A 22,322-nucleotide genomic window follows, 5' to 3' on the forward strand; every position below is an offset into this window, starting at 1 on the left:
AAATCTTATTTCTAAAAATCGTGTGCAAAAGTACTCTAATTACTTGTTTATAACAAGTTTTAGATTAATTATTAGAAATAAATTCCGAAAGATCCTCTAATAGCAAACTTTCTAGCGTCAGGCATATCTAGGTAATTTCCTCTCCAACTTAAATCAAGTCTAAAGATTTTTAATATATTACCTACACCTATATAATATTCATAATACACATCACTAGGTGCCTTGTATTGTAGTCCTGATGCATTTAAATCTATGTTCTCTTGTGAAACCTTTCCGTATATTCCTCTAACTCCTACGATCTCACGTAAATTGAAATCTCTTAACCATGGAATACGTGAGAATAAACGACCTCCAAAATTGTGCTCTAAATGCAATGATGCATATTGATCAGTAACAAATTCGTAGTAGTTTAAGTTCGCAAACGTATTTTCGATATTAAACCACGACTGGTTACCAGGTACAACACTTAATAACCCTAGAGGTACTTCTCCGAATGTCTTCCCTGCTTCGAATGTAGGTGTCAATGTACCAAAGCCTCCTAACAATAAAGGTTTTCTAGCATAGAATTGAACTTTTTTATACTCGAAGTCACTATCTATTACACCTTTGAACCCTTGTGTATACTTTAAGAACATACGTAGGTATTTTTTATCTACATCTGTTCTATCTACACCGTATCCTATTGTTTTTCGTTTAGGTGTATATTCGGCAGTTAGGTTAAACTCAGACTGTTTTGTTTCGTTAGCGATGATATTATTCTCTTTATCCTCGTAGTAGTCTAGGTTAAATAAGTCTGATGCCGCTCTTAGTGTTCTATAATTAAACGAAGTACTAAACTTTAAGTTCTTGACAGGTTCTATTTCTAAACCTACTGTAGAAAGATTAATTTTAGTCAATTTCGTATTATCTCCACTCGCAAATAAAGAGTTCGAAGCAAAACTTCTTCCCAATACATCATTTGTCTCTGTAAGACTTACACCTATTTGCTCTATATCTCTACGGTTTCCTCCGAATAAGATTAATCTACTATCGTTGTGCAATAGTACTTTAGCACTTACGCCATATTTAAACTGATTATCTTTAAATCCGTATGCACCATATCCTTCTAATCTCCATCTGTCATTCGGACCAAAGTAAGTTCTTCCACCAGCACGCAAACGCAACCCTTCAATATCGTTATATCCAAAAGTAGAAAAGATAGGTCCGTAGTCAAATTTATACTTATCGATATTGTAGTAGTTACTCGCTATAGTAGATGATAGATCAAATAGGAACTTAAACTTAGGTACTGTTTTTAATGTATCTAGCATTTTATAGATTCCTAGTTCGTCTTTACTTAATGATTCAAAGCGATAACTTTTCCAGAAGTCTTCATCTCTTTTATAGATTCCTTCATCATATACATTCACATTCTTTTGATAGAATTCATCAGGATGCTCTATATCAAATTTGTGATGTTTATAGATAGAAGTACGCTTACCATAGACCCCTTTAGACTTCTCTCTTTTAGAAAGGGCAAAGTCAGACATGAAGTGATCTTTAGTCAATAGGAATACAGAATCATTTAGAACATCGAATTCTTGCTCTATATAAATCTCTTTAACCCAGTTAATATTTGCATCTCTACTCGCTTCCATATTAATTTTCTTGATTGCGAATGTAGAGTCGTTCACCCAGAAGTCTCCTTTGAATGTTAGTTCTCCTTTACGTCTAGGGTAGTATACGATATTAAAACACCATTTATCATCTATATAAGCACTATCTGCTAGTACATAGTTATACACATTAATACCTGTACGAGATAGTGGACTGACGAAGTCTTTATCGAATATCTTGATATAATTGTTGTAGATATTATACTCAGCGTATAGGTCTTTAACGAATTCGATAATATGTTGATTCGTATCAAAACCTGAGTTTTTGTTTCCTAAGGTTTTTTCGATTTTCTTACCGTTTCTATTATCACCATATACCTGACCTATATTTTCATTGATAAAAATAGGTAGGTATGTCTTCCCTGTAATGCGGTTGGTGTCTACTTGTTCGAAGATGAACTCCATACCTCTGAATAGTTTTTTCTTCTGGTATGCGCTATCTATACTGTTTAAGTCAAACTCTACTTTTTCGTATTTATCATACTCGTATTGAGAGAACATATATAAACCATTCTTGCGTTTACGCTCCCATATTTTACGTAGAATATCTAAGGCAGGGTTATTCTTCTTAGAAGTTTTACCAGCATAGATTTTAACTTCATCTAAGGTGTTGTCATCTTGTAGAACGACTTTTAGATCTAGATTTGTTTTTCCCTCTAACGGAATTTCAAGTGTTTTATAACCCACGAAAGATACCACTAGGGTAGTATAGGTCTTGGTAGACTCTAAGTAGAACTTACCAGATTCATTAGCAATTACCCCATCAGTAGAGTTTTTAAAGTAAACGCTAGCAAATGGCACCTCTAAGTTGTTTTCGTCAATTATTTTCCCACTTACTTTGGTTTGTCCCCAACTAAATGCTGAAACGAGTAGAAATAATAATAGAAACTTAACTTTATTTTTCATAGTAAAGTAGTATTCATAAAAAAAGACTCCATCTTAGCATAAGATGGAGTCTATCAAATATACGTTATTTTTTTTACTTGTAAAGTACTTTTTTTACAGCTTTCACTACATCGTTAGCGTTAGGTAGCCACTCTTGTAGTAATACTGGAGAATATGGTGCTGGTGTATCAGCAGTCGTGATTCTTTGGATAGGAGCGTCTAAATGATCGAATGCTTGCTCTTGTACCATATAAGTAATTTCAGAAGAAATACTTCCAAATGGCCAAGCCTCCTCTAGAATTACTAGACGATTTGTTTTCTTTACAGATTTAAGAATAGCCTCTTGATCTAATGGACGTACAGTACGCAAGTCAATAATTTCACAAGAGATACCTTCTTGAGCTAGTTCATCAGCAGCTTTATAAGCTTCTTTGATGATTTTACCAAAAGAAACGATAGTTACATCAGTACCTTCTCTCTTAATATCAGCTACTCCTAATGGGATAGTGTATTCTCCTTCTGGCACTTCACCTTTATCACCATACATTTGCTCAGATTCCATGAAGATAACAGGGTCATTATCACGGATAGCCGCTTTTAATAATCCTTTACAGTCATATACGTTAGATGGTACTACTACTTTTAATCCAGGTACATTAGCATACCAGTTTTCAAAAGCTTGTGAGTGAGTTGCACCTAATTGTCCTGCAGATGCAGTAGGTCCACGGAATACGATAGGAATATTAAATTGACCACCAGACATCTGACGCATCTTAGCAGCATTGTTTATAATTTGGTCGATTCCTACTAAAGAGAAGTTGAAAGTCATAAACTCAACGATAGGACGGTTACCATTCATTGCAGATCCAACTGCAATACCAGCAAATCCTAACTCTGCAATCGGAGCATCGATAACACGTTTTGGACCGAATTCGTCCAACATACCTTTAGAAGCTTTATAAGCACCGTTATATTCAGCTACTTCTTCACCTATTAAATATATTGATTCGTCGCGACGCATTTCTTCGCTCATCGCTTCACACACGGCCTCTCTAAATTGAATCGTTCTCATAATTTTCTATTTTGTGTAATTAATTTACGAAAGCAAAAATAGGAAAAAATATCTTTATCTTGAGTATCTGTTTTATTGTTTTATAGGTTTTAATCTTATGCGTCCTCTTTTATTATATTTTTTATAACCTACTTTATTTCTGATTTACAATTCTTTAATATTATACGCCTTTAGTTGAAGGTGTTGTAGTATTTTAGCTTTTATAGTTTATCGTTGTATCGTTGAGATTTCTTAACTCATGGTGTTACGCCATCTCTATGTGCCCAATCAAAAGAAACCCTCCTATAGAGATAGAAGGGTGAAGTGTTATTGCTGTGATTGTAACCAATCTTCATATTTAAGTCTGGTGATTACTTCGATACGGTCGTCTTTAAAGTATTTGTCGTATCTGTTTTTTGATTTATAAGCGAATGTAAATCCACACTTAGATTGTGCACGTAGTGATTTTGTGTTTTCTTCGTAGAATCCACACCAGAGGTCTACCATCTTAAGGTCTACGAATGCGTGTTTGATTAATCGCTCAAGTGCCTCTGGGATATAGCCTTTGCCCCAGTGTGGTACACCTATCCAGTAGGCTACTTCTGCTTCGTTTTCAGAAATGTCAAAGTTGCTGTTTTTTCCGATTAATAAACCAATACATCCTATCGCTTCATTAGTGTCTTTTAGAGCTACGGCGTATATCTCTGGGTGTGCAAATTCGTTGTTGATTACTGCTTTACTTTCTTCTACACTTTTATGGGCTGGCCAACCTGCTGCTGGACCTACTTGTTCGTCTTTTGCGTATAAGTATAAACTCTCTGCATCTGACTCTTCCCAAGGGCGCAAAATCAATCTTTCTGTTTCTAGTCTCATCTTCTTTTCATTTTTGTACTCTTGTTGAAAGTACTTGTTATTATTCTGATGCAAAAGTAGGGGTGTGCTTAGAATCTGGCTGTATGATTATTTTAGATAAAAATGTAATTTTAGAAATTATTTTTGTTTATTTGTATGGTGCTTTGATTTTATTCTGTATTTATGAAAAGTGTTTTGATAGATTTAAAGGAGCGTATCACTCTTAGTTTTGGGGTGGATTATGGCATTTGTACGAAAGAGAATCAGTTTGATTATCCTGTAGCTACCCCTTATTTATCGTTCTTTTTTGTAGAAGTTGGAAGGGCACTCATCAGTGTTGATTTTAAAGAGTATATACTGAGTAAGGGTAACTTTATTATCGTAGGAGAAGATAATATAGTCACCTTCAGAGAGATGTCAGAGGACTATAGGATGCATTGTTTTTTGATTCAGCGCGATTTCGCTAGTGAGATTGCTTATGTATTACCAAACGAATTGTTTAGTTACCTACATTATTTCCCAGTGCAATATTTTAGTGAAGAGAATATTAGGATTTATAATCACTGGCATTCTGTATCTCTTTATATGATAGAGCACACTTCTATACACACTAAGCGAATGCTGTGTAACCAATTTCAGATTTTGTTTTTAAATTTATCAGAACAGGTTAACTATGATGAGTTAATTATAGAGAAGCACTACAGTAGACAAGAGGAGCTATGCTGGAAGTTCTGGGATCTGATCACTCATCATGCTAAGCAGCATAGAGATGTCGCGTTCTATGCAGATACTTTATGTATTACACCTTATTATTTATCACAGATCACTCAGCAGTTCTTGAACTATAGCCCTAAAGAGCTTATTAATCGTCAAGTGGTATTAGAGATTAAAGATTACCTTCGCAATACGGATTTAAACATTAGCCAAATAGCTGAGCAGTTAAACTTTCAAGACCCTTCTTATATGGGGCGTTTCTTTAAGCGCGAGACAGGGGTAAATCCTCTGCAGTTTAGAAGATAGCTTTACTATTTTTTTGTTGGTGAAATATTAGTATCTGTGATTAAATAATCAGTAGCTATCCTAGCTATGTACTATATATAGTTGTTCGAATTTCTCTACACTTTTTTTGTTCTTGTCCTTTTTTGGGACTAATAATGATGCTAGAAGCTGTCTTTTTACATTGTTTTTTAGCCTAAATAGAGCTTTAATCCTTCTTTAAACGTTGTTTTAAGAAAAAAGTAGGTCTGCTTTTTTATTTTTATTTTATGATTTTTAAGGGTTAAGTGGTTGATTTTTAAGATGCTGTTGTGTGTTGTCCTTTTTTTGTAGTTGGGTATTGAATAGCTTTCAAGCCAGTATATATAAGGCTTTGTGCTATCTTCTTCAACAGTTCGTCAAGACTTCTCCATGATTGCTCTAGTTAAGACGTTGTTTGTTGAAGAAGTCTTGAAGAAGTGTTGTAGCGGTGTTGAAGAAGTAGAGAGAACTAGTAAATTACTTAAAAAGAAAAGAGTTTTGCTTAGATAGCTATTATAAGGAAGGTGATATTAGTACTAAAGACATAGATTAAAATCTGAATTTGTCTGTGACGATAACGTAATTCTGTTCGGGGACTAAGAGTATAAGTAAGGGGATTAAAAGATTATTTAACCAAATTCGTGTTAATTCTTTTATTAAAAAAGTTGTTATTAAAAGAGAAATAATAGGATAAGGACAGGAGTACCCTTACCATAAATAGGAAAGAAAAAGTTTGTATTTCAATATAATTAAGGGGTGTGGAGCATTATAAAAGGGTAGAGGTAAAAGTTTGTTAATTAGAATCTATTTAAATAAGACTGATAATTTTATATGCACGCATAGTAAAATATCAAAAATAAATTCTTATTTTCGTTCGGTAAGTAAATGTGAAACACAAAAAACGATATAAAAATGAAAATATTAGTTTGCATCAGTCATGTGCCTGATACTACTTCAAAAATTAACTTCACGAATGGAGATACAACATTTGATACAAATGGAGTACAGTTTGTAATCAATCCTAATGACGAGTATTCTTTAACTAGAGCTATCTGGTTCAAAGAGAAACAAGGAGCTACAGTTACTGTAGTGAATGTAGGTGGACCTGATACTGAAGCTACGTTGCGTAAAGCATTAGCTATCGGAGCAGATGAGGCTATCCGTGTGAATGCTAATCCTACTGACGGAATGTTCGTAGCAAAACAATTAGCAGAAGTAGTAAAAAATGGAGGTTTTGACTTAGTATTAGCTGGTAAGGAATCTTTAGATTATAATGGTGGAATGGTACCAGGAATGCTAGCTGCATTCTTAGGATACGATTTCGTTAACTCATGTGAGGGGTTAGAAGTAGAAGGTACTTCTGTGAAAGCGATTCGTCAGATAGACGGTGGTAAAGAGACTATCTCTGGAAAATTGCCATTAGTAATCGGAGGACAAAAAGGTATCGTAGATGAAAAAGACTTGCGCATTCCTAATATGCGTGGTATTATGTCAGCTAGAACAAAGGCTTTAGCTGTAGTAGAACCAGTAGGAGCAGAAGAAACTACTAAAGATGTGAAATTCGAAAAACCAGCTCCAAAATCAGCTTGTAAAATGATTTCACCTGATAACTTAGATGAGTTAATCAACTTGTTACACAACGAGGCAAAAGTTATCTAATTTCATTTATTTGTAAACCTTTAAAAAAGAAGAATTATGTCAGTTTTAATATATGCTGAATCAGCAGAAGGAAAATTTAAAAAAGTAGCATTAGAGTTAGCTTCTTATGCTAAAAAAGTAGCAGAGTCATTAGGAACAACTGTGACAGCTGTAACGATCAATGCTTCAGACGTAAGCGAATTAGGAAAATACGGTGTAGATAAAGTATTAAAAGTATCTAACGATAAGTTAGCTAACTTTAATGCTAAAGCTTATGCAGATGTAATCAAACAAGCAGCTGCTAAAGAAGGAGCTAAAGTAGTAGTATTATCTTCTACAACAGACAGTTTATACGCTGCTCCTTATGTAGCAGTAGCTCTAAACGCTGGATATGCTTCTAACGTGGTAGCTTTGCCAGAGAGTACTTCTCCTTTCGTAGTGAAGAGAAACTCTTTCTCTACTAAAGCATTTACACATACAGAATTAACTACAGATGTAAAAGTATTAGCATTAGCTAAGAACTCTTACGGACTAGTAGAGGCTTCTGGAGCTGCTGCAGCTGAGGATTTTGCACCATCGTTAAACGATGCTGACTTCAGCCTAAAAGTAGAAGGAGTAGAAAAAGTATCTGGAAAAGTAACTATCGCTGATGCTGATGTAGTAGTATCAGGAGGACGTGGATTAAAAGGACCAGAGAACTGGAAGATGATCGAAGACTTAGCAGAAGTATTAGGTGGAGCATTAGCTTGTTCTAAGCCTGTATCTGACTTAGGGTGGAGATCGCATGAAGAGCACGTAGGACAAACAGGTAAGCCTGTAGCTGCGAACTTATATATCGCTGTAGGTATCTCTGGAGCTATCCAACATATCGCAGGGGTGAACTCTTCTAAAGTAAAAGTAGCTATTAATACAGATGCGGAAGCACCATTCTTTAAAGTAGCTGACTATGGTATCGTAGGAGATGCATTCCAAGTAGTACCTCAATTAGTAGAGAAATTAAAAGAGTTTAAGGCTAAGAATGCATAAGCATTTTATAAGCTTTTAAATATATAAGGCAACTAAGACGAAGAATATTTATATCTTTGTTTTAGTTGCTTTTTTTGTATAAAAAATAATTATGAGTTTAATAAAATTAACGGTAAGTGGGATCTCTTATAGTCATACACAGAATGGTGCATATGCACTTATACTAGAAGAAGAGGTAGGAAGTAGAAAATTACCTATCGTAATAGGAGCCTTTGAGGCTCAGTCTATTGCGATAGCGATAGAGGATGATATTAAACCACCTAGACCTCTGACTCATGATCTGTTTAAGACCTTAGCAGATCGATACAGTATCATAGTCAAAGAAGTTATTATTAACAGACTATTAGATGGAGTTTTTTATTCTAGCTTAGTTTGTGTAAGAGATGGTATAGAGGAGACGATAGATGCACGTACTTCAGATGCGATAGCATTAGCGATACGCTTTTATGCTCCTATTTATACTTATAAAGATATCTTAGATAGAGCTGGTATTATTCTTAATGCTGAGGAAGAACAAGAAGAAGAGGAGGTAGAAGAACAAAAGGTTCCTTATTCTGGAGAAGATATTGCTTCTCAAGTAGAGCAGTTTTTAGAAGAGGAGGCGAAGGCTAATGATTATTCTAGTTATACTAAATCTGATTTAGAAAAAATGCTAGATGATGCTCTTGTAAATGAAGATTACGAAAGAGCAGCCTTGCTAAGAGATGAATTAAATAAAAGATAATAAACCTATATAGACAACACAACAATGAAACAATACTTAGACTTAGTACAGCAAGTACTAGATAACGGAACACAAAAAGGAGATCGTACAGGGACAGGAACTAAGAGTATATTCGGTCATCAGATGCGATTTGATTTATCAGAAGGATTTCCTTTGGTTACAACTAAGAAAGTACATTTAAAGTCTATCGTATATGAGTTGTTGTGGTTCTTAAACGGAGATACGAATATTAAGTATCTTAGTGAGAATGGAGTGCGTATATGGGATGAGTGGGCTGATGAGAACGGTGATCTAGGACCTGTGTATGGATATCAATGGAGAAACTGGAATGGAGAAGGGATAGACCAGATAAAAGAGGTGATAGATACACTGAAGAACAACCCTAATAGTAGACGTATAATGGTGTCTGCATGGAATCCTAGTGTGATGCCTGATACTTCTGTTTCTTTTGCAGAGAATGTAGCTAATGGTAAGGCGGCATTACCTCCATGTCATTCATTCTTTCAGTTCTATGTAGCAGATGGTAAACTGTCATGTCAGTTATATCAGCGCAGTGCAGATGTATTCTTAGGGGTGCCTTTTAATATTGCTTCTTATGCTTTATTAACGATGATGGTCGCTCAGGTATGTGATCTAGAAGTAGGTGATTTTATCCATACATTCGGAGATGTACATATCTATAATAACCATATCGAACAGGTAACGTTACAGTTAAGTAGAGAACCAAAACCGTTGCCTCGTATGGTGATAAACAAAGAGGTGAAAGATATATTTAGTTTTAAATACGAAGATTTTACACTTGAGGGGTATGATCCTCATCCTGCTATAAAAGGACAGGTGTCTGTATAAACAGAATAATAAAAATATAGCTTATGAAAAGAGATGAATCTTACGAAATGTATGAATATGCACGCAAACGATTAAAACAAAGAAAGATGTTATTCTTTCACTTTGTAGTATTTGTTTTAGGAAGTATTGCCATGTTTTGTTTTAACGGCTTAGTTCAGGATCAGACTACAGTTACGATTTGGTGGCCGTATGCTATCGGGATATGGGCATTGTTAGTATTCTTACACGCTGTGAATGTATTAATCGTAGATCGTTTTATGGGTAAGCGATGGGAGGATAAGCAAGTAAGACGTTTAGTAGAGCTACAAGAACAACGAATCAAAGAATTAAGAGCAAAAGTAGAGAAGGATTTTCCATTAGTAGATACACAGAGAGATTTAGAGCAAATCCAACAACCAACTCCTACTAGCTCACCAGAATTAGATAAAAAATAAATATATGCTGACACTGATCGCTGCAGCTGCAGAGAATAATGCTTTAGGTAAAGACAATGATTTGTTATGGCATTTGCCAGATGACTTTAAACACTTTAAGGACTTAACGTCTCACCATTTTATTATAATGGGAAGAAAGACTTTTGAGTCATTTCCAAAACCTTTGCCTAACCGTACGCATATCATCATTACCCGTCAGGAGGACTATGATGCTCCTGCGGCATGTATCGTAGTGAATAGTTTAGAAAAGGCTTTAGATTTAGTAACAGAGCAAGAAGAAAGTTTTATTATAGGTGGAGGGGAAATCTATAATCTAGCACTTCCTTTTGCAGATAAGATAGAATTAACTCGTGTACATACAGTATTAGAGGCAGATGCTTTCTTTCCTGTTATAGATCCTAAAGAGTGGAAGTTAGTCAGAGAGGAGTTTCATGATAAAGATGCAAGACATCAGTATCCGTTTACCTTTTTGACATATATGAAAAGCTAAAAAAAGTAAGTTATGAAAAAGATATTTTCTTGTTTAATTGTTGCTCTAGTTGGATTTTTGGGATATGCTCAAGAACCTTCTAAAACAATAGATCAAAAAAAAGAAACTGTAGTGAAGGATGAGCCAATCGTCATTAAGGATACCTTACGACTAAAGTTTCAGAATAATGAAAATGTAGGTAAGGATCAGCAGTTCTTAGGTAAAGATATCTATGAAAGTACTTATCTAAAAGAAGGAGATGTTTTTAGAAAAAACACAAAATATAGTGGTACTTCTTATAAGAGTAAGAATTTTGACTCTCTTACCTTAATCGATATTACTAATCCTCTAGAGCTAATGCTTTTCTATAAAGAAAAGAAGGCTTTTGTATTAGTCAATAGAGAGTTAGCAGAACGCAATGTCATCGAACTAGGAGTTAAGTTTCCGACTATGGAGACTAGTTTTGCAGGGGTGAGTACGAAGCGTAATTATTGGTTAGTGAATGAGCGCAACAGATCAGTGAATTTATATAACAGCGTTACTTATGAGCTACACCGTGTATTTACTTTTCCAGAGGGAGTTAAGATTAAACAATATTTGACACTGCCTCATCTGTTCTTTTGGGTAGATGAAGAGAACGTATTACATGGAAATGACCTAGTCGGTAAAGAGATTGTTACGTATAATCTAGAATCGGAATACGATTTAATGCAAATATTAGAGGTAGATAAATTACTTTATTCTTATAAAGATAAATTATACTTTGTTGATTTAAAAGCGAATAAGACTTCTGTTCTAGATACAAAAGAAAAAAGCATTTCAGGCTTCTTTTATGGCAATCAAAAATTGAGTATTTTTGACGGACAGAAATTAAATAATTACTTTATAAAATTACCGTAATGCATATAGCTATTGCTGGAAATATAGGCGCAGGAAAGACTACGCTTACAAATTTATTAGCCAAACACTATGGGTGGGAACCTCATTATGAGGATGTAGTAGATAATCCTTATCTAGATGACTTCTACCACCAGATGGACAGATGGTCTTTTAACTTACAAGTGTATTTTTTAAATAGCCGTTTTCGTCAAGTTTTACAAATTAGACAAAGTGGTAAGACGATTATCCAGGATCGTACAATATATGAAGATGCACATATCTTCGCGCCGAACTTACACGCAATGGGCTTAATGTCTAATCGTGATTTTCAGAACTACTCTTCTTTATTCGAATTGATGCAAGAGTTGGTAGGGGCTCCAGATTTATTAATCTATTTAAGAAGCTCTGTACCTAATCTAGTAGGGCAAATCCAAAAGAGAGGAAGAGATTATGAAAACTCTATTTCTATCGAGTATTTAAACAAATTAAATGAACGATATGAAGAGTGGATTAAAGGGTATGACAAAGGGAAGTTACTAATTATCGATGTAGATAATTTGGATTTCGTAGAAAACCCAGAAGATTTAGGAAACGTAATTAATAAAATAGATGCTGAAATAAACGGTCTATTTTAGAGTTAATATAGAATAAAGGAAAGCCCTGATATCATTTGATTTCAGGGCTTTTTTTATAAAGGTATATTAGAAGTCTTTTTGATCGTCTGAATTACAAAAGAACTTTTGATATTAGATATAATCTCTAGTTTAGAGATTTTGTGTACTACGAATTGTTGATAGGCTTGTACGTCGTCAACTAATAACTTTAAAAAGAAGTCATAGTCCCCTGCTATATAAGAAGCTTCTAATACTTCGTCTAAGCCCTTTACATATTTCTCAAATTCTTCGAATAGACTTTCTTGATGTCTGATCAGTATGACTTGACAGTATACGATTAGTTTTTTTCCTAATAAATCGGGGTTAAGTTGGGCAGTGTACCCTTGAATAATACCTGTTGCTTCAAGCTTCTTTATTCGTTCGTGTACTGGTGTAAGTGATAAGTTCACTTTCTCTGCTAGTTGTTTTGTCGATTGTTTTCCGTCTAATTGAAGTTCGATAAGTAGTCTTTTATCAATTTCGTCTATGTGTTGCATAGTTAATTTTTCTGTTTAGTGAAGTTTAGGATATGTAAAAGTAATGGTTTTTTCTTTGAAAGATATTGATTATAGATGTTTTTTCCTTAATTATGGTTGTGTTGTAGAAAAAATATTTATGTGTATATCTTTGCACTGTTATATCAGATAAAAAATAAGTAAATGAAGATTATACAAAAAATAGTAAAACCTATTTCGAAATCATGCAGTACACCTGTTCTTGCTAAAAACTTCTCTATGTGTATGGAGAAGATGTGTGTACCCTTATGTGAAGAAAAGCTTTATTGATTTTTTGTTTTAATAACAGAAAAGGAGGCTTTGGTAGAGCCTCCTTTTTTTGTATCGTTTTTTTAAGCAGCAAAAAAACGATAGGTAATGTGTGTGCTGCTAAAAATAATAAAATTTTTAGTATAAATGAAAAGTATTAAACTTCGGCTACTAATAAGTAGCTTGCTACTGCTGTGTAATGTGGCTTTAGCACAACAAGTAACTGTGACAGGTGTGGTAAGTGAACAGGGGGGGGTCTCTCTACCTGGAGTCTCAGTTATCGTAAAGAATTCAACTAAAGGAGTACAAACAGACTTAGATGGTAAGTATGCTATCGATGTAAATGAAGGTGATGTGCTTCAGTTCGAATATGTAGGTTTTAAACCTCAGTCTATCACCGTGACTAAGCAGCGTGTAGTGAATATTAGCTTAGCAGAGGATGTAATAGGCTTAGACGATATCGTAATCGTGGCTTATGGTGCTCAAAAACAAAAAGCTGTAGTAGGTGCGATTAGTCAGATTAAGAGCGATGCTCTAGATAAGCAAGTGTCTACTTCTGTAGTGTCTGCACTACAAGGAACAGTAGCTGGAGTGAATATCATAAACTCTAACTCTCAACCTGGAGAGAGCCCTACAATACGCATTCGTGGTATCGGTTCTATCAATGCATCAGCAGATCCATTAATTATATTAGATGGAGCTCCGTATTCAGGCTATATTAGCTCGATAAGTGCAGATCAGATAGAAAGTATCAACGTGCTGAAAGATGCGTCCTCTACAGCCTTATACGGTTCTCGTGGAGCTAATGGTGTAATCCTGATTAAAACAAAAATGGGTAAGCTAAATAGCCAACCAGACGTGAATATCAAGTTGAGTTCTGGAGTAGCATTCGATGCTGTGAAAACACACAAGGTATTAGATACTCGTGGGTATACACAGTATCTGTGGGAAGCCAGAAAGAATAACTATCAGTATGTGCTAGGCCAAGATGAAGAGACAGCACGTAGAACGGCTTCAGATGGGTTAGTAAGTTATTTTGGTTATAATCCATTTGGAACAGATCAACCTGTGGATTATAATGGTAATTGGACAGTTAAGAATCCGTTGTTATGGGAGACAGACTGGAAAAAAGAATTGCAGAGAAACCAAGCGTTTAGAAATGAATACAATTTTAATGTAGCAGGTGGAGGTGATCGTACGACTTATTTCCTTTCAGGTAACTACTTAAACCAAGATGGAATGATCAAGACTTCTAACTTTGAACGTACGACTGTTCGTCTTAATATAGAAAGTCAAGTGACAGACTGGTTACAATTAGGAGCTAATACTGCGTACTCTGCTTCTAATCAAAACTTCCCTGTACAGAGTGGTACTAACCTTTATAGCCCAATGGGATGGATCTATGCTATGCCTAGTGTATATCCTGTATATAAAAGAGACTTAAATGGACAAGTAGTATATGATGCTCAAGGAAGTCTGATCTATGATTATGGTAATGCTTCTAGTAAAGATATTAATAGTGTTCGCCCTATCATGAGTGGTGAGAATGCAGCAGGGATATTACAAAACAATAGTACTGTAATTAGACGATCTACGACGAGTTGGAATGGTTTTGCTAAGTTAGATTTGGCTGAGGGGTTATATTTCAGAACTAATCTGTCTTATGAAAAGTATGACTATGACAATAAAGAGTACAACAACTCTCAGTATGGTCAGGCATCTAGTGTGAATGGTCGTGTACTTAGATTCAAGGATACGTCAGAGACATTGAACTTTATTAATGCCTTACACTACGATAAGATATTAGGAGAACACCATATCGCAGTAGATGGTATCTACGAGGCTTATAAGTTTAAGAAAGATTTCTTTAATGCTTCTACTACAGGATTCTTACCTGGTAATACAGAGATAGGGAGTGGTACCTCATTAGAGGGTATTAATGGATACGATGTAGAGGATAGATTGACTAGTTATTTAGGTAGGGTAAGTTATGACTATGCAAATAAGTATTTTATAGAAGGATCGTTTAGACGTGATGCAAGTACTCGTTTTGATAAATCTGTTCGAAAAGGAAACTTCTACTCAGTAGGAGGATCTTGGATAGTGTCATCAGAAGATTTCTTAGTAGACAATAATACTATTGACTTATTAAAATTAAGAGTTTCTTATGGTGAGCTAGGAAATAATAATATCACAGGGAAGTATTTTCCTTACTTAAGGTTATTTGATACAGGTTATAATCAGTTAGATAATCCTGGGGTTGTATTAGGTGATTTAGCTGATCCATATTTGACATGGGAGAAAACAGCTTCATTCAATGCTGGTATCGATTTTAGTTTGTTTAACAATAGAATAGAAGGATCGGTTGATTATTATAAAAAGCGTTCTATAGATTTATTATTTGCTATTCCACAAGCTCCTTCTACTGGTAACTTAGAGATATTATCTAATGCTGGAACAATAGAAAACTATGGACTAGAGGTAAGCTTGACTTCTCATAATATACGTTCTGGCGATTGGAAATGGGATACTTCACTTAATTTCTCTATTGATAGAAATAAGATTAAATCACTGACGCAAGACAGTTTTATCAGTGGGTTAAATAGATGGGCAGAAGGTCGCTCTCTTTATGATTTCTATTTAAGAGATTGGGCTGGTGTAGATCCTAATGATGGATATGGAATGTGGTATAAGGATGTAGTAGATACAGATGGTCAAGTGATAGGAAGAGAAACTACAAAGGACTATAACGAGGCAACGCGTTACTATAATAAATCTGCTCTTCCAAAACTAGTAGGAGGATTTAATACGGCTTTATCTTATAAAAACTTTGATTTTAGTGCATTCTTTAATTTTAGTTTAGGTGGTTATATTTATGATAATGATTATTCGGGATTAATGAATGGTATGTCTATAGGATATCAAAGTTCACCTGATATAGTTAATCGTTGGCAAAAGCCGGGTGATATTACGGATATCCCAGTACTTATTAACTCTACAAATAACTTTGCTGCAACATCTACTAGATTCCTGTATAAGAATGATTATTTAAGATTAAAAGCATTAACACTTGGGTATACTTTACCTATCGAAAGTTTAGGTAAGTTTAAATTAAAACAAGCAAGGGTATATGTGCAAGGAGAGAATTTATTGACTTTCCAGTCACATAAAGGTATCGATCCAGAGCAAGCAATTAACGGGGTGACTAACTATCGTGTGCCTCTATCTGCAACCCTATCTGTTGGATTAAATATTAATTTCTAAAAGAGTAAATACGTGATAAAATCAATAATAAAAAGTATCGTAGCTGTATTGTTTATTAGCACAGTTACAGGATGTTCATCAGATTTCTTAGATGATCCAAAACCAAAAGATAGTATATCTCCAGAAGTAGTATTTGGGAGTAAAGAGGGGGCGACCTCATTCTTATCGGGAATTTTGAGATTACAGAGAAGCACTTTGATTAATGATGAAGCGTCTGGATTACATAGTATTTTATTTGCTCGAAGTGTAAAAGGAGCAGATTTGATACAAAAACAGATTTGGTTTGGCTCAGATTATGACTACCAGGTGTATTTAAGTACAGGGACTAGATCTAAGTTCTCATGGCGATTGCCTTATAGAATCATAGATCAAGTAAATAACTTTATTCAAGGAGTAGAAGAGAGTACAAAGATTAGTAAAGAAGATAAAGATGAGTTAATAGGTCAGGCTCTAGCTCTTAGAGGATATTATTACTTTCAATTGGCAATAGAGTTTGGAGATGCTTATTTATCTAATCAAAACGTAACATTTCCGCCGATATATACAGAGCCGACTACTATACCTAATCCATTTTCTACTAAGGAAGAGTTCTTTACTAGAATAGTAACTGACTTAGAAGAAGCTTCGTCTAGACTAGGAGGAGGTAGAATAAATAAATCGTATATCAATAAATCAGTAGCTCAAGCATTTTTAGCTCAAGTATATCAATATATGGGTAAATGGGATCTAGCTAAGAAGAATGCGAATGAAGCTTATGGAGGAAATATACTAAAAGTATTGAATGCAGAAGATTACAACAAAGGCTTTGATACGATGAGTGCGACAGAGTGGTTATGGGCATTGCCTCAGAGTGCTGATCAGTCTGTGTATTATAAATCACATCCACACGCTATGATGGATCATATAGCGGTAGCTTATCACGGTACGTTTATCAATGATGAGTTTGTGAAATATTTTAGCCCAACAGATGTGCGAAACTTGTTTAGTAATTTTTACGAAAAGCCTAAAGGAGATTGGCAAGAGTATGTGACTTCTAAGTTTAAATTCACATTCGAAGCTGATTTACCAGTTATCAGATATCCTGAATTGGTATTAATAGAAGCTGAAGCAGAATATCATTTAGGCAATGAAAGAAAGTCAAAAGAGATATTAGATGCTATTCGTCTAAATAGAGATGCAAAAGCTAAAGCTACAAGTGCTACTGGTACAGCGTTACTAGATGTAATCTTATTAGAGAGAAGAAAAGAATTATATGGAGAATGCGGAGTAGAGTGGTTCGATGCTAAGCGATTATTAAGAGGAATCACTCGTACAGGTAATCACAGAACTGTAGTATCTCTTCCTGCACAGGATAAACGCTTCCAGTTAGTCATTCCTCAAGAAGAGTTAGATGCTCGTAATTAATTGAATATTTATTTTTAAAAAAAGTATCCATTTTAGAATGGTATTTGGTTGTTGTTTTTAGTTAGCGTAAGAGGTTGTCATTCGTGACAACCTCTTTTTTTGTGTGGGTTGAGGTATAAAAAAAACACCTCTACTAAGAGGTGTTTTTGCTTATTGTGTAATCTCTCTAAAGAGACTTTCTAGATTTTTGTTTTTTACTTGCATGGATAGTGTTTTAAGTCCATTCTCTTGAGCGAAGTCATATACAGTAGGTCTATAATCATTATCTATAGGGAACACTAATTCCCACTGTGTGTCATGAATATGATTTGCACGGATAAGGTTAGGGATTCTATCTATAAACTGAACCTCTATTTTAAAGTCAAATTCAACAGCTATTATCTGTTCATTTTGATTCTCTAACATAGATGAAAGCATTTGATCTGCTACTATTTGTCCTTTTTTGATAATAATCACACGGTCACAAATAGCTTCTACTTCTTGCATAATATGTGTAGAGAGAAATACCGTTTTATCCTTACCAATGTTTTTAATTAACTCTCTAATCTCTACTAATTGATTAGGATCTAATCCTGTGGTAGGTTCATCTAAGATAAGTACCTCTGGATCGTGAAGAAGAGCAGTGGCTAATCCTACACGCTGTCTATATCCTTTCGATAATTCACCTATTCGCTTATGCGCTTCAGGACTTAGACCTGTTAGGTTAATTACTTCGTCAATTCTACTTTTAGCTACTTTATAAATATCAGCGTTGAACTGTAAATACTCTCGCACATACATCTCTAAGTACAGCGGATTGTGCTCTGGTAAATAACCTATAGAATGCTGTACATTTCGCTGTTCTGTCTCTACGTTAAAGTCATTGACATAAGCTTGACCTTCATCACTGTGAATGTATGTCGTTAGAATCTTCATTAGTGTAGACTTACCTGCCCCATTAGGGCCTAAAAAGCCAGCTATTTGACCCTTTGGGATAGAGAAACTAATACTGTCTAAGGCTTTCTGTTCGCCATAAAACTTGCTTATATTTTTAACCTGTAGTGACATTATTTTGATTTATATGATAGTAACAAAAGTATATATTTAATGTGAAAATCCGAAAGAAACACTGAATACAATAATACCTATTACAATCAATGTGATAAATACATATAGCCAATCTTTCTCTAAGAAAAACGATAAAAGTGATAGAAATATTCTAAGCACAGGTGTTAAAAATAAAAGTAATATCCCCAAGAAGATAATAGACTCTCCATCTACCTGGGCTACTCCTGAAAAAATATTGTTTATCACGTTGATTATATTATCATCTTTTTCTATAAAATTAGTGAAGTTTACTTGTTCACTTCCTTTATTAGAAAAAAGAATAATGCCTCCTATACCAGCAACAGATAGGGCAGTCCATACTCCATATCGCAGTACATTACCAATTATAGATTGTAAGTCTGTGTCTGAAAATTTAGTTGTTCCCATAATCTTATATATTACCTGTTACTCCGTTATAAATCATATTAATCGCTAAAGCTAAGATTAGAAAAGCAAAGAATACTTTTAGTTTTTTAGGGTTGGCTTTTAGAAGTACTTTGGCTCCTACCATTGCCCCAACTAATACACCTATTATTACAGGCATGCAGATAGAGGGTTCTATATATCCTTTTTGAATATAGATAACAGAGCTAGCAATAGCTGTTACTCCCATCATAAAGTTACTTGTCGTAGTAGATACTTTAAAGGGAATCTTCATAATAGAGTCCATAGCAATTACTTTAAAGGCACCTGAGCCAATTCCTAATAGTCCAGACATCATTCCTGCAATCCCCATCATGCTAAACCCTCCAATAATATTCTTCATACCATATTTTACAGTCGTACCACTAGGGGTAGGGTATGAACTTACTAGTTTTAAGTTATGGGCAAGTTTGCTAGAGTTCTCTGGAGTGACTAAATGGTCTTCTTTTTTTCGAAGAGAATTGATAGAGGAAAAAGTAAGAGTTAATCCAAAAATAACTGCCAGAACAGAAGTATTTGCATTGGTAGAGATGATAGCTCCTATAACTGCACCTGCAGTAGTTGCTATTTCTAGAAACATTCCTAATCTCATATTGGTAATTCCTTCTTTGACATAGGCTGAAGCTGATCCTGAAGAAGTCGCTATTACAGCAACTAAGGCAGTTCCAATAGCATAATGCATATCAACACCTAAGAATACAGATAACAAAGGAATGATTATTATACCGCCTCCTAGTCCTGATAAAGAGCCTATGAAGCCTGCTGCAAATGCTCCTAAGAACATGATCAGCGTGAAAGTTAATAAGGTCATTTTTTATATTATTTTGTTCTTAAGTGGTTAAAAGTAATTATTTATCAAATAAATATCGAATAAAAGGCCAACTTTATAATTTAAAATAATATATTAGAGTCTTTTTTTGACAGTTTTGGTAAGTACAAAACCAAAGTTGTAAAAACGTCATTATATGTAAATACAAATTAATAATTAACCAATGGAAAAACTAAACATTAACAAGGATTGGTTGTCTTTATTCCAAGGACAAAATCCTGCAATAATTGCAGGTCCTTGTAGTGCGGAAACGCCAGAGCAAGTCATGAGAATCGCTAAGTCACTGCCAAAAGAGGTTAAAGTCTATCGCGCTGGGATTTGGAAACCTCGTACTCGTCCAGGTGGATTTGAAGGAGTAGGTGCCATTGGATTGAAATGGTTACAACAAGTTAAAGCTGAGACAGGAATGTTATTAGCTACTGAGGTTGCAACCGCAGAACACGTACAATTGTGCTTAGAGCACGATATTGACATCTTATGGATTGGGGCACGTACTGCCGTAAATCCTTTTGCTGTTCAAGAAATTGCAGATGTACTTAGAGGTACTGACAAAGTTGTTTTGTTAAAGAATCCAGTGAATCCGGACTTATCTTTATGGATGGGTGGAGTAGAGAGACTTGCAGAAGCAGGTATTACTAAATTAGGAGTTATTCACAGAGGGTTTAGTACTTATGAGAAAACGAAGTATCGCAATATCCCTGAGTGGCAAATCCCAATTGATCTAAAATTACATTTACCTAATATTCCTATTTTCTGTGATCCATCACATATTACAGGTAATAGAGATAAAATATTAGGTGTATCTCAGCAAGCATTAGATCTTAACTATGAAGGATTAATGATAGAGACACACTGTGATCCTGATAATGCATGGAGTGATGCTGCTCAACAAGTAACACCTGATCAACTAGGAGATATTATTTCTAAATTACAAGTGAGAAACGTAACGGATGAAACTGAAGAGTTCTTACAACAAATACAAGCTCATCGTATCCAAATCGATGATATGGATAGTAAGTTACTTGATCTATTGAGAAAACGTATGGCTATCTCTGATGCTATCGGAACATTGAAGAAAGAGAAAAACGTAGCTGTATTCCAACAAGATCGTTGGTTGAAAATTCTTGAAAAGATGCAAGAAGAAGGTAAACATATCGGATTTACAGAAGAGTTTATCACTGCTATATATACTGCTATTCACCAAGAGAGTATTCATAGACAAGATAAAATTATCAACAAATAGTAGTTGGTAATGTGAATTATAGAAGGGCTTTTACAGATGTAAAGGCCCTTTCTTTGTTTAAAGTATTGTATAGTAATGAATCAGGTTAACTAAGAATTGTCTTTAATCCTGTTTAAGGAACATATTTTTTGAAGTATATTTGCCATATGAATGGTATAGTTTACAAATCAACAGGCAGTTGGTACTCAGTGAAAGGTGAAGACGGCGTATTTTATGACTGTCGAATTAAAGGTAAGTTTAGGATTAAAGGTATTAAAAGTACTAATCCAATTGCTGTAGGTGACCATGTTCGCTTTGAACTAGAAACTACAAACGATGTTACTACGGGGGTTATTAATGATATAAAACCTCGTAAGAATTATGTCGTTCGTAAGTCTGTAAACTTATCTAAGCAAGTACATATTCTTGCTTCTAACATTGATACTCTATTCTTAATTGTAACCATAAATAATCCTGTTACGACTACAAGTTTTATTGACAGATTCTTGGTGACTGCTGAGGCTTATGGAATTAAGACAGTATTAGTATTTAATAAAATAGATACTTATTCTGAAGATGCTCTAGATGAGCAGTTGTACATGCAGTATATTTATTCTCAGATTGGTTATGAATGTTTAAGAGTATCTGCTGTCACAGGTAAAGGAATAGATGCTATTAAAGAAAGAATGGTAGGTAAGGTATCTACATTTACAGGGCATTCTGGAGTAGGGAAGTCTACTTTAATCAATGCTATAGAACCAGGATTACACTTAAAGACGGCTCAAATCTCAGAACAACATCAACAAGGACAGCATACTACGACATTCGCAGAGATGTTTGACTTATCATTTGATGCTAAGATTATTGATACTCCAGGTGTTAGAGGATTTGGTGTGGTAGATATGGAACCACAAGAAGTAGGTGACTATTTTCCTGAGTTTTTTGCTTTAAAGGATCAGTGTAAGTTTAATAATTGCTTGCATAGAGAGGAGCCATACTGTGCTGTAAAGGACGCATTGGATAGAGATGAATTAGCTTGGTCTAGGTATAAGACTTATATTCAGATTCTAGACGGAGAAGAAGAACATTATCGAACAGATATATATAAAGATGGAAAGAACCAAGACGAATAGTCTTGGTTTTTTGTTTTTATTTTGTATTTTATTAAGTTTTTTTTAACGTATATTGCGTGGTATAA

20 protein-coding genes are annotated in these 22,322 nt (G+C 34.7%); 13 read left to right on the forward strand and 7 right to left on the reverse strand.

Annotation, left to right across the window (positions count from 1 at the left end; all coding sequences use genetic code 11):
* Positions 1-71: 71 nt before the first annotated feature.
* From E0Z07_RS08435 to E0Z07_RS08445, 3 genes are all read right to left on the reverse strand, one after another.
* The gene (locus E0Z07_RS08435) at positions 72-2,561 is read right to left on the reverse strand and encodes a DUF5686 and carboxypeptidase-like regulatory domain-containing protein (RefSeq protein WP_131540563.1); all 2,490 of its coding nucleotides are present in this window, start codon (positions 2,559-2,561) and stop codon (positions 72-74) included.
* Between the two features lie 73 nt (positions 2,562-2,634).
* Positions 2,635-3,612 (reverse strand): pyruvate dehydrogenase complex E1 component subunit beta, encoded by a 978-nt coding sequence (locus E0Z07_RS08440; RefSeq protein WP_006257250.1) that lies wholly within the window; start codon positions 3,610-3,612, stop codon positions 2,635-2,637.
* Positions 3,613-3,918: 306 nt separating this feature from the next.
* Positions 3,919-4,464: a GNAT family N-acetyltransferase gene (locus E0Z07_RS08445; protein ID WP_006257249.1), complete on the reverse strand. Its 546-nt coding sequence runs from the start codon at positions 4,462-4,464 to the stop codon at positions 3,919-3,921.
* Between the two features lie 162 nt (positions 4,465-4,626).
* Here E0Z07_RS08445 and E0Z07_RS08450 point away from each other — a divergent pair, with 162 nt between their 5' ends.
* The 9 genes from E0Z07_RS08450 to E0Z07_RS08490 all read left to right on the forward strand — a co-directional run bounded on the left by E0Z07_RS08450 (position 4,627) and on the right by E0Z07_RS08490 (position 12,114).
* Positions 4,627-5,463, forward strand: a complete 837-nt coding sequence (locus E0Z07_RS08450; protein WP_131540564.1) for an AraC family transcriptional regulator — start codon at positions 4,627-4,629, stop codon at positions 5,461-5,463.
* A 909-nt stretch (positions 5,464-6,372) separates the two neighbouring features.
* Complete coding sequence (locus E0Z07_RS08455; protein WP_006257247.1) at positions 6,373-7,119, forward strand: electron transfer flavoprotein subunit beta/FixA family protein; 747 nt, start codon at positions 6,373-6,375, stop codon at positions 7,117-7,119.
* Positions 7,120-7,155: 36 nt separating this feature from the next.
* Positions 7,156-8,124: an electron transfer flavoprotein subunit alpha/FixB family protein gene (locus E0Z07_RS08460; protein WP_006257246.1), complete on the forward strand. Its 969-nt coding sequence runs from the start codon at positions 7,156-7,158 to the stop codon at positions 8,122-8,124.
* 91 nt (positions 8,125-8,215) lie between these two features.
* A complete protein-coding gene (locus E0Z07_RS08465; RefSeq protein WP_006257245.1) occupies positions 8,216-8,848 on the forward strand; it encodes a bifunctional nuclease family protein in 633 nt (210 codons plus the stop codon).
* Positions 8,849-8,872: 24 nt separating this feature from the next.
* A complete protein-coding gene (locus E0Z07_RS08470) occupies positions 8,873-9,697 on the forward strand; it encodes a thymidylate synthase (protein ID WP_006257244.1) in 825 nt (274 codons plus the stop codon).
* 23 nt (positions 9,698-9,720) lie between these two features.
* Positions 9,721-10,131: a 2TM domain-containing protein gene (locus E0Z07_RS08475; RefSeq protein WP_006257243.1), complete on the forward strand. Its 411-nt coding sequence runs from the start codon at positions 9,721-9,723 to the stop codon at positions 10,129-10,131.
* 4 nt (positions 10,132-10,135) lie between these two features.
* Positions 10,136-10,621 (forward strand): dihydrofolate reductase, encoded by a 486-nt coding sequence (locus E0Z07_RS08480; RefSeq protein ID WP_006257242.1) that lies wholly within the window; start codon positions 10,136-10,138, stop codon positions 10,619-10,621.
* Positions 10,622-10,633: 12 nt separating this feature from the next.
* Positions 10,634-11,500: a hypothetical protein gene (locus tag E0Z07_RS08485; RefSeq protein ID WP_006257241.1), complete on the forward strand. Its 867-nt coding sequence runs from the start codon at positions 10,634-10,636 to the stop codon at positions 11,498-11,500.
* The gene (locus E0Z07_RS08490; RefSeq protein WP_006257240.1) at positions 11,500-12,114 is read left to right on the forward strand and encodes a deoxynucleoside kinase; all 615 of its coding nucleotides are present in this window, start codon (positions 11,500-11,502) and stop codon (positions 12,112-12,114) included. The genes E0Z07_RS08485 and E0Z07_RS08490 overlap by 1 nt, the downstream gene beginning before the upstream one ends.
* A gap of 53 nt (positions 12,115-12,167) precedes the next feature.
* On the opposite strand, the gene E0Z07_RS08495 is transcribed toward E0Z07_RS08490, so the two are convergent.
* Positions 12,168-12,629, reverse strand: coding sequence for an Lrp/AsnC family transcriptional regulator (locus E0Z07_RS08495; protein WP_006260563.1), 462 nt, complete (start codon positions 12,627-12,629; stop codon positions 12,168-12,170).
* Between the two features lie 414 nt (positions 12,630-13,043).
* Between E0Z07_RS08495 and E0Z07_RS08500 the strand changes: the two genes are divergently transcribed.
* Together E0Z07_RS08500 and E0Z07_RS08505 are read left to right on the forward strand one after the other, a co-directional pair.
* Positions 13,044-16,160, forward strand: coding sequence for a SusC/RagA family TonB-linked outer membrane protein (locus E0Z07_RS08500; protein ID WP_059051046.1), 3,117 nt, complete (start codon positions 13,044-13,046; stop codon positions 16,158-16,160).
* Between the two features lie 12 nt (positions 16,161-16,172).
* The gene (locus E0Z07_RS08505; RefSeq protein WP_016650211.1) at positions 16,173-17,564 is read left to right on the forward strand and encodes a RagB/SusD family nutrient uptake outer membrane protein; all 1,392 of its coding nucleotides are present in this window, start codon (positions 16,173-16,175) and stop codon (positions 17,562-17,564) included.
* Between the two features lie 150 nt (positions 17,565-17,714).
* On the opposite strand, the gene gldA is transcribed toward E0Z07_RS08505, so the two are convergent.
* Genes gldA through E0Z07_RS08520 form a run of 3 tightly spaced genes read right to left on the reverse strand, consistent with a single transcriptional unit; the run spans position 17,715 to position 19,884 of the window.
* Positions 17,715-18,611, reverse strand: coding sequence for a gliding motility-associated ABC transporter ATP-binding subunit GldA (gldA, locus tag E0Z07_RS08510; RefSeq protein WP_006257236.1), 897 nt, complete (start codon positions 18,609-18,611; stop codon positions 17,715-17,717).
* 36 nt (positions 18,612-18,647) lie between these two features.
* On the reverse strand, positions 18,648-19,037 hold the full coding sequence (locus E0Z07_RS08515) for a DUF1634 domain-containing protein (protein WP_006257235.1): 390 nt from the start codon (positions 19,035-19,037) through the stop codon (positions 18,648-18,650).
* Between the two features lie 4 nt (positions 19,038-19,041).
* The gene (locus E0Z07_RS08520; RefSeq protein WP_006257234.1) at positions 19,042-19,884 is read right to left on the reverse strand and encodes a sulfite exporter TauE/SafE family protein; all 843 of its coding nucleotides are present in this window, start codon (positions 19,882-19,884) and stop codon (positions 19,042-19,044) included.
* A 181-nt stretch (positions 19,885-20,065) separates the two neighbouring features.
* Between E0Z07_RS08520 and E0Z07_RS08525 the strand changes: the two genes are divergently transcribed.
* Complete coding sequence (locus E0Z07_RS08525; RefSeq protein WP_006257233.1) at positions 20,066-21,145, forward strand: chorismate mutase; 1,080 nt, start codon at positions 20,066-20,068, stop codon at positions 21,143-21,145.
* A 146-nt stretch (positions 21,146-21,291) separates the two neighbouring features.
* Entirely contained in the window at positions 21,292-22,257 is a 966-nt protein-coding gene (gene rsgA / locus E0Z07_RS08530; RefSeq protein WP_006257232.1) for a ribosome small subunit-dependent GTPase A, read from the forward strand.
* The last annotated feature ends 65 nt before the right edge of the window (positions 22,258-22,322 follow it).

Origin of the sequence: Myroides odoratimimus, assembly GCF_004337635.1 — a bacterium.
GTDB lineage: Bacteria > Bacteroidota > Bacteroidia > Flavobacteriales > Flavobacteriaceae > Flavobacterium > Flavobacterium odoratimimum.